The sequence below is a fragment of the Streptomyces sp. NPDC059477 genome (genome assembly GCF_042749375.1).
Taxonomy (GTDB): domain Bacteria; phylum Actinomycetota; class Actinomycetes; order Streptomycetales; family Streptomycetaceae; genus Streptomyces.
On the sequence record NZ_JBHYUG010000163.1, the window covers coordinates 1 to 8,119 of the forward strand.

The window sequence follows — 8,119 nt, forward strand, 5'->3', positions numbered from 1 at the left end:
AGCTAGGGGGGTCCCTTCCCGGTGTGGGGGAGGGCAGCGTCCTCAGGGGCGCGGGGAACTGCGCGATCGGCCACGGACGAGGGTCGGTCGCGGACTCACCTGTAGCCCCCTTGCCTGGCGCGAGCCGGGGAACTGCGCTACCAGCCCGGGCGGGGGTCGGTCGCGCAGTTGTCCGTACCTCCCTTACGCGGCGCGAGCCGTCGGTGCCGAGTGCAACGTCCCGCCCAGGTCCGACAGGATCGCCGTCGAGGCGCGGTGGCCCGAGTGGAGGGCGCCCTGGACCGTGCTGGTGTCGCGGTGGTCGCCGCAGACGTACAGGCCCGCCATCACCCGCACCGGCCGGCGCAGATCGTGCGGCGGGCGCATCGCCGGGACGGCCTCGGCGGTGTGGTGGATCGCGAGGGTCTCCCAGCGCCGGGTGGAGGTGCCGTAGAGCCGGGCGAGATGCGCCCGTACGGCCGCGTCGAGGTCGGCGGGGGGAACGCCCAGCACCGTCGAGGAGATCAGCGCGCGGCCCGCCGGGGCCCGGCTGGGATCCACCGCGCTGGCCACGGCCGTGTGCGCCACCGGACCGCCCCGGTCGGCGTCCAGGACCAGCGCGTTCGCGGTGCGCGGCGGTTCGTCCGCGGTGTGGTGCAGCACCGTCACCGGGTGGAAGTCGGGGACGCGCAGACCGGGCAGCAGCGCGGCGGCGCTACGGGCGTCCGTCGCCAGCAGCACCGCGCGGCAGCGGAACTCGCCGTGCTCGGCGGTGGTCACCGAGGTCGTGGACACCGCGGTGGCCCGCACGCCCGTGTGCAGGGTGCCCGGCGGCAGCGTCCGGGCCAGCAGCTCGGGGAGCGTCTCGGCACCGCCCTCCGGCACGCACAACCGCCCCGCCGCGAACGCCCGCAGCGCGAGATCGGCGCACCGGCTGGACGTGGTCAGCTCCGGGTCGCACAGCAGCGCCGCCAGCAGGGGGCGCAGGAAGCCGTCGATGGTCCGGGCGGGCAGCCCGCGCGCCGCCAGGGCCTGTCCGGCGGGCGCCTCGGGGCGGGCCAGCACCCGCTCCACGGGCGTGGCGGCCAGCCGGGCGAGCGCGGTGCGCAACCGGGCGTGGTCCACGGCCGTGCCCAGCGGCCGTGGCCCCGCCTGGGACCGGGGCGTCTGCGGGACCCGGGAGAGCGCCTGCGCACGAGGGGCGCTCGCCAGGGCGCGCACAGTGTGAAGTGCGCCCCGCGCGCTCCCTCCGCCCGCCGGAGTGCCCGTACGGTGCAGCCGGCCGTCGCTGTGCAGCACGACGCCCGGCGCGAACGGCCTGAGCACCAGGCCGTCCAGGCCCGGGGTGCGGCGCAGTTCGGGGAACGCGGTGGACAGCAACTGCCCGATCCGGTCGAGCCGGAACCCGTCGACCTTCTCCGTGGACATGCGGCCACCGACCCAAGGGGCGGCCTCCAGCACGATGGTCGTCACTCCTGCGCTGGTCAGCCTGTGTGCCGCCGAGAGCCCGGCGACCCCGGCTCCCACCACGACGACATCCGCCTGATACGAGGGCTGAAGCACGTGCCCCTCCCTGAGGTCGCGCGGCCGGTGGAGACCTCCTGCCTCCAAGAGCCGCCGGGAATACCCGAGTTGGGGTCGAGCGTAGGCAGCGGACCACCCCGGTTCAGTCGCGCACGCACAGGGTCACGGTCGCACGGCGGTGGCATACGGCGGCCGACCCGGCGAGCGGCGCCCGGTGCCGTACCCCCACCGCCCCCGCCCGCCCCGGGCGCCCCGCACCGTGCCGCCGTCCACCCGCGCGCGGCGGCATGCCGACGGTTGCGGCCGGGACCCGTCGAGGAGGGCGCCGCCCACCCGCGTGCACGGGGCGTGCCGACCACTGCCGGTCGGGCCCCGGCGTGGAAGGTGCCGTCCACTCGCGCGTACGGGTGCGCCGCGCGCCGCGATTGGGGCCCGGCGTGGAAGTCGCCCTCCACCCGCGCGTACGGGCACGCCGCGATCAGGGCCCGGGGAGGGAGCGTTGTCCCCCCGTGCCCACGGGCACGAGGCCCGCCGCGATCAGGGCCCGGCGAGGGAGGTGCCGTCCGCCCGCGCGTACGGGCCCGCCGCGCGTCGCGATTGGGGTCGGGCGGGAGGGCGCGCTGTCCACTCGCGCGTACGGTCGCGAGGGCCGTCTCGGTCAGGGCCCGGCGAGGGAGGTGCCGTCCACTCGCGCGTACGGGCGCGACACGCGCCGCGATCAGGGCCCGGCGTGGACGCCGCCCTCCACCCGCGCGTACGGGCGCGACGCCCGCCGCAATCAGGTCCCCGGCGTGGAAGTCGCCCTCCACCCCGCGCGTCCAGGGCATGTCGACCGCTGCGTCCAGCGCCCCGGCGTGGAAGTCGCCGTCCCCCCGGCGAGGGGCCCGGCAGGGCCCCTCACAGCGTCGCGCGCACCGCGTCCTCGATCGTCGGGAACGCGAACACGAACCCGGACTCCAGCAGTCGGCGGGGCAGTACCCGCTGGCTGCCCAGTACGTCCCCGGCCATCTCGCCCAGTGCCGCCCGCAGGGCCGGGGAGGGGACCGCCAGCAGGGTCGGGCGGTGCAGGACCCGGCCCATCGCGGCGGTGATCTCACGGTTCGTCAGCGGCTCGGGGGCGGTGAGGTTGAACGGGCCGGACAGATCGTCCCGGTCGATCAGATGCCGGATCGCGGCCACCTCGTCGTGCAGCGCGATGAACGACCAGTACTGCCGCCCGTCCCCCAGCCGCCCGCCGAGCCCGGCCCGGAACAGCGGGAACAGCCGCGCCCACGCCCCGCCCTCGCGCGACACCACCAGCCCCGTACGCGGGAACACCGTCCGCACGCCCGCCTCCCGCGCCGGAGCCGCCGCCGCCTCCCACGCCACGCACATCTCCGGCAGGAACCCCGTCCCGGCGGGCGCGCTCTCGTCCACCGCGCGGTCACCGGTCGGGCCGTAGTAGCCCATCGCACTGCCGTTGACGAAGACCCGAGGCGGGCTGTCCATCGCCGCGACGGCCTCCGCCAGCGCGGTCGTGCCGCCGACCCGGCTGCGCAGCAGCCGCGCCTTGTACTCCGGTGTCCAGCGCCGGTCGCCGACCCCGGCGCCCGCCAGATTGACCACCGCCGCACAGCCGTCCAGGCCCGCCGCGTCGACCCGCCCCGCCTCCGGATCCCAGCGGACCTCGTCCGCGCCCCGCGGCTCACGCCGTACCAGCCGCACCACCTCGTGCCCGTCGGCGGCCAGTGACCGGACCAGGGCGCGACCGATCAGCCCGGAGGCGCCGGCCACAGCGATACGCGAACGTTCCATGCGCCCATTGTCCTCGCCGCGCGCCGTCCCGCGCTCCCCACCGCGCCCCCGGATCCCCGGGTCGTACAGTGATCCGCATGTCCGCACCGCACATACGCCACGCCGTACCCGAGGACGAGGCCGCGCTGATCCGGCTCGAACGGGACACCTGGTCGCACGGGCACTCGGTGACCCCGCGTCCCGAGGAGGACCAGCCCTTCTTCGGCAAGCGCAGCGGCCCGCTCGACCATTTCGTCGCCGAACTCGACGGGCGGATCGTCGGCTACGTACGGCTCGGGTTCCCCACCGAGCTGGCCGCCAACGCGCACGTCCGGCAGATCCGCGGCCTCGCCGTCGCCGAGGAGGCGCGCGGGCACGGCGTCGCGCGGGCGCTGCTGCGGGCCGCCGTCGAGGAGGCCCGCGCGCGGGGCGCCCGCCGGATCTCGCTGCGCGTCCTCGGCCACAACACGGCCGCCCGCACGCTGTACGAGTCCGAGGGGTTCGTCGTGGAGGGCGTCCAGCCCGAGGAGTTCTGCCTGGACGGCGTCTACGCGGACGATGTGCTCATGGCACGCCCCTTGCGGCAGCCGCAATAGGCACCCGTCGTCGAGTCGTCGTCAGGTCGTCACCAGGTCTCCCGTGTCCACCGGCTCCGTCGCCGTCGCCGCGCGCTGCGCGTCGGCCGACACCTCGGCGGCCGTCAGGACGTAGCCCGTCTCCGGGTCGGAGGTGGAGCGGGCGAAGACCATCCCGAAGACCCGGCCGTCGGTGGTCAGCAGCGGGCCGCCGGAGTTGCCGGGGCGGACCGTGGAGCGGATGGAGTAGATCTCGCGGGTGACGGACGCGTCGCTGTAGATGTTCTGCCCGCGCGCGTCCACCCGGTTCGCCACCGTCGCCGCCTGGAGGTCGAGACCGCCGTTCTGCGGATACCCGGCGACCACCGCCGCGTCCCCGCGCGAGGCGTCGTCGTCGAAGGCCAGCACCGGTGCCGTCAGCTCCGGCACGTACAGCACCGCCACGTCCTTGTCCGGGTCGAACAGCACCACGCGCGCCGCGTACGCGCGCCCCACCCCGCCGACCCGGACCGTCGGCTCGTCGATGCCCGCCACCACATGGGCGTTGGTCATCACATGCTCGCGCGCGTACACGAACCCGCTGCCCTCGCGGCCCTCGTCGCCCGTGAAGCCCTCGACCTTGACCGTGCTGCGCTGGGCGGCGCTGGTCGCGGCGGCCGTGACGCTGTCGCCGGAGGGCTCGGCCACCTCGGCCGTCGACTCGTTCTCGAACGGGTTGAAGACCTGCGGGAAACCCGCCTCCGTCAGCGCGGACGTGGCCCGCGAGAACCAGGCCGGCGTGGTGTCCGGCATCGCGTCCTGGACCGTGCCCAGCAGCCGGGAGTCACGGATCGCCGAGGTCAGCAGGGGCGAGGAGGACGCGGCCAGCACACTCGCCGCGACCCAGGCGACGATCAGCACGGCCACCGCGTTGGCGACCGCCCCGCCGACGCCGTCGGCCACCCGCAGCGGGCCCCGGTCCAGCTCGTGCCGCAGCCGCAGCGCCAGCCGCCCGGCCAGCTCATGGCCCACCGCGGCGGGCACCAGGACCGTGCACACCGCCGTCACCGTCGCCGCCGTCGTCCCCGGCGTCACCAGGTCCATCACCCACGGCAGGATCCACACGCCGATCGCGGCGCCGCCCACGAACCCGGTCAGCGCGACACAGCCGGCCACCAGGCCCCTGCGGTACCCGGACCCCGCGTAGACCACCATCACCAGCAGCAGCAGGATGTCGAGCAGGTCCACGAAAGCCGCCCTTCTCTCGGGCCGTGCGCACCCGTGAGTACGCGGCGAACGGGCCGGGTGATCAGCGCTGCCCGGAATCGGCCGGACACCGTCTGTACACCGGAAAACGTCGCCGACCGGGACGATGGTTCCGCCGGGTGGCAGAGCACACATCGCGGACCGCGCGCCGCGCCCCGACAGTGGGGATCATGTGTGCCACCTCCCGGCGGAACCCCGTACCCGGCGTCGTACGGCGTTCCCGCGCCGTTCTGCGACGGTCTCTGCGACGGTCGCTGGGTGCAGTACGCCGCTACCGCGAGCGCGCGCCCCGCGCCGTCCTCATCGCCCTGGGCTGTGTGCCCGGGATCGCCGCCGTCACCGTGCTCGGGCTGTGCGCGGCCGGTGTCGAGCGGGGGCGCACGGGCCACGGGTCGGTGCCGGAGGGGGCCCGGCCTCCCGCGTACGACGCGCCCCGGCCACGGATCGTGCCGCGCTCGGCCTGGCTGGATCCCGACGACACCCGCAAGCGGCCCGCGCCCCGCTACGACGACAGGGTCGTCGCCGTCTTCGTCCACCACACCGACTCGCCCAACGCCTACGACTGCGCCGAGGCCCCGCAGATCATCCGCTCCCTGGCCGCCGGGCAGACCGGCGCCCGCGACTGGGACGACATCGGCTACAACTTCCTCGTCGACCGCTGCGGCACTCTCTACGAGGGCCGCGCGGGAGGCGTCGACAAGCCCGTGACCGGCGCCCACACGCAGGGCTTCAACCACCGCACCGCAGGGATCGCCGCGATCGGCACCTTCACGGCGGGCGCGGAGGTGCCGAAGGCGATGACCGACGCCATCGCCGCGCTGACCGCCTGGAAACTGGGGCTCGCCGGCACCGACCCGAGGGAGCGGGTACGGCTGGTGTCCAGCAACAGCCTCAGCCGCTTCCGCTCGGGCACCCCCGTGATGCTGCCGACGGTCTCCGGCCACAACGACGGCTACATGACCACCTGCCCCGGCGCCGCCCTGACGGCCCTCCTCCCCGAGATCAAGGAACGAGCGGCCCGCCTCCAGGGCCGCGCGCCGACACCGGGCAGCGCGATCCCGGGCGCGGGCATCCGTACGGGGGAGGGGGTCACCCCCGGCCCGGTGGTCACCCCTGGCCCGGGAGCCACCCCGGGCACGGGCACCGGCACCGGCGCCCCTACGGGCGTCGCGACGGGCGCCGCGACGGGCGTCACTCCTTGAACCGGTCCCACAGCCGTGGATACCGCTCCGCCAGCACCCGCTCGTTCTCGAAGTCCAGGGCGGTGCCCTCCGGCTCGGCGGGGGCGGGGGCGATGCCCAGGTCCGGGGCGACCGTGCCGGTGAGCTGCTCGTACGCCTCATCGGCCGCGTAGCCCAGTTCTTCGCCGTCGCCGTCGATCTCCTCGTCGAAGTCGTCCAGGAGATCGGCCAGCGCGTCCGCGTCGTGCAGCGCGCCCTCGTACACCTCCCGGCCCTGGCCGATCAGCCAGCAGCGGAAGAAATCGAAGGCGTCGTCGCTGGCCCCGTCAAGGAGTACCCAGGCGGCGCCCCACAGATCCCAGCGGTACGCGCGGTTGTAGCGGGCCTCGAAATGACGGGCGAAGTCCAGGACCATGTCCGGGTCCAGCCGGAGCAGCCGGTCGACCAGCAGATCGGCCTGCTCCTCGGGGTCGCCGTCGGCGGCCTCGCGGGTGGCGTCCACCAGCTCCCAGAACTCCGTCTCGTCCATCACGCCACCAGCATCGGGCCTTCGCAGGGCAGCCGCATGTGGAGTGCGGCGGATTGTTGCGCGGGGCGGGTGCGGGCGTGGACACCGGATCCCGCCCGTCCGCTACCCCGCCCCCGCCCGATACAGCGCCGCCTGCCGTCTCGCGTCCTGCGCGAACCGCTGCCGCAGGGTCGCCGGGGCCAGTACCTCCGCCTCCGGGCCCAGCGCGGTCAGCTGGGTGTGGGCGACGTCCTCGGACTCGACGCGCACGGTGACCGTCGCCCAGCCCCGGGCGTCCGGCTCGGCCCGCTCCAGGGCGTCCCGCGCCGACACCGGGTCCACGGCGTGCGGCAGCCTGCGCAACCCCTCCGGCGACAGCCGTACGACGACCTCCGCGCGCAGCAGCGAACGGGCGAACCGCAGCGCCTGCTCCGCCCAGAAGCCCGGCAGATCGAACCCCTCGTCCCGCGCGAACCGCTCCTCGCCCGCCTCTATCGCGGTGAACCGGTCGATCCGGTACGTCCGGAAGGTCCCCGTGGCCCCCACGGAACCCGCCTCCACGACCCGCGCGCACAGATACCAGACGCCCGCCTTCAGCACGAGCCCGTACGGCTCCAGCCGCCGCTCCACCTCGCGCTCGCCCCGCCGGTAGCGCGCGGTCACCACCCGGTCGTCCCACACCCCGTCGGCCACAGCGGGCAGCAGCGCGGGCGTCGCGGGCTCACGGAACCAGTTCGGCGCGTCCAGATGGAACCGCTGCGCCGCCGTACGCGACGCGTCCCGCAAGGACGGCAGCAGCGCGGCGGACACCTTCAGCCGGGCCGCCGACGCCGCGTCCTGAAGCCCCATCTCCCGCAGCGCGCCCGGCACCCCGGACAGGAACAGCGCCTCCGCCTCGCTGCGCGCCAGCCCCGTCAGACGGGTGCGGTAACCGCCGATCAGCCGGTATCCGCCGGCCCGCCCCCGGTCCGCGTACACCGGCACGCCCGCCTCCGACAGCGCCTGCGCGTCACGCGTCACGGTCCGCTCGGACACCTCCAGCTCGCGCGCCAGCTCGGCGGCGGTCATGGAGGGGCGGGACTGGAGCAGCAGAACCATCTTGATGAGCCGGGCAGCACGCATGTCCCCATGATGGAGGACGCGGATCGTAGGCCGGGTGCGGGTGGGTGGGGGCCGAACGCGCAGTTCCCCGCGCCCCTGAAAGACGGTACGCCGCAGCGAGCCTGCCTTTAGGGGCGCGGGGAACAGCGCGACCACCCACGACCCACCCCCGGCCGAACAACAACCCGTACCCCGCCCGGGCTTCCATCACCACAGTCGGAGAACCCTCCCCG

General features: G+C 75.2%; 7 protein-coding genes. 2 read left to right on the top strand and 5 right to left on the bottom strand.

The window, feature by feature from the left end:
* Nucleotides 1–183: 183 nt before the first annotated feature.
* Both ACFXAZ_RS38760 and ACFXAZ_RS38765 read right to left on the bottom strand, forming a co-directional pair.
* Nucleotides 184–1,542, bottom strand: coding sequence for an NAD(P)/FAD-dependent oxidoreductase (locus tag ACFXAZ_RS38760; protein ID WP_384601565.1), 1,359 nt, complete (start codon nt 1,540–1,542; stop codon nt 184–186).
* Between the two features lie 858 nt (nt 1,543–2,400).
* Nucleotides 2,401–3,297, bottom strand: coding sequence for a TIGR01777 family oxidoreductase (locus ACFXAZ_RS38765; RefSeq protein ID WP_384601567.1), 897 nt, complete (start codon nt 3,295–3,297; stop codon nt 2,401–2,403).
* A 77-nt stretch (nt 3,298–3,374) separates the two neighbouring features.
* On the opposite strand from ACFXAZ_RS38765, the gene ACFXAZ_RS38770 reads away from it, so the two are divergent.
* Nucleotides 3,375–3,872, top strand: coding sequence for a GNAT family N-acetyltransferase (locus ACFXAZ_RS38770; protein WP_384601570.1), 498 nt, complete (start codon nt 3,375–3,377; stop codon nt 3,870–3,872).
* Between the two features lie 21 nt (nt 3,873–3,893).
* Here the strand turns inward: ACFXAZ_RS38770 and ACFXAZ_RS38775 are convergent, their stop codons facing one another.
* A complete protein-coding gene (locus ACFXAZ_RS38775) occupies nt 3,894–5,078 on the bottom strand; it encodes a MarP family serine protease (protein ID WP_384601573.1) in 1,185 nt (394 codons plus the stop codon).
* Nucleotides 5,079–5,266: 188 nt separating this feature from the next.
* Here ACFXAZ_RS38775 and ACFXAZ_RS38780 point away from each other — a divergent pair, with 188 nt between their 5' ends.
* Entirely contained in the window at nt 5,267–6,298 is a 1,032-nt protein-coding gene (locus tag ACFXAZ_RS38780; RefSeq protein ID WP_384601575.1) for a peptidoglycan recognition protein, read from the top strand.
* Here ACFXAZ_RS38780 and ACFXAZ_RS38785 read toward each other — a convergent pair.
* Nucleotides 6,288–6,806 (bottom strand): DUF4240 domain-containing protein, encoded by a 519-nt coding sequence (locus ACFXAZ_RS38785; protein ID WP_384601580.1) that lies wholly within the window; start codon nt 6,804–6,806, stop codon nt 6,288–6,290. The two genes, ACFXAZ_RS38780 and ACFXAZ_RS38785, sit on opposite strands and share 11 nt — an antisense overlap.
* A 102-nt stretch (nt 6,807–6,908) precedes the next feature.
* Complete coding sequence (locus tag ACFXAZ_RS38790; RefSeq protein ID WP_384601578.1) at nt 6,909–7,907, bottom strand: helix-turn-helix transcriptional regulator; 999 nt, start codon at nt 7,905–7,907, stop codon at nt 6,909–6,911.
* Between the last annotated feature and the right edge of the window lie 212 nt (nt 7,908–8,119).

What these genes read in the sequence shown, in the direction of transcription:
- ACFXAZ_RS38785 (WP_384601580.1), bottom strand. Translation starts at nt 6,806, where the DNA reads ATGGACGAGACGGAGTTCTGGGAGCTGGTGGACGCCACCCGCGAGGCC.
- ACFXAZ_RS38780 (WP_384601575.1), top strand. Translation starts at nt 5,267, where the DNA reads ATGTGTGCCACCTCCCGGCGGAACCCCGTACCCGGCGTCGTACGGCGT.
- ACFXAZ_RS38765 (WP_384601567.1), bottom strand. Translation starts at nt 3,297, where the DNA reads ATGGAACGTTCGCGTATCGCTGTGGCCGGCGCCTCCGGGCTGATCGGT.
- ACFXAZ_RS38790 (WP_384601578.1), bottom strand. Translation starts at nt 7,907, where the DNA reads ATGCGTGCTGCCCGGCTCATCAAGATGGTTCTGCTGCTCCAGTCCCGC.
- ACFXAZ_RS38770 (WP_384601570.1), top strand. Translation starts at nt 3,375, where the DNA reads ATGTCCGCACCGCACATACGCCACGCCGTACCCGAGGACGAGGCCGCG.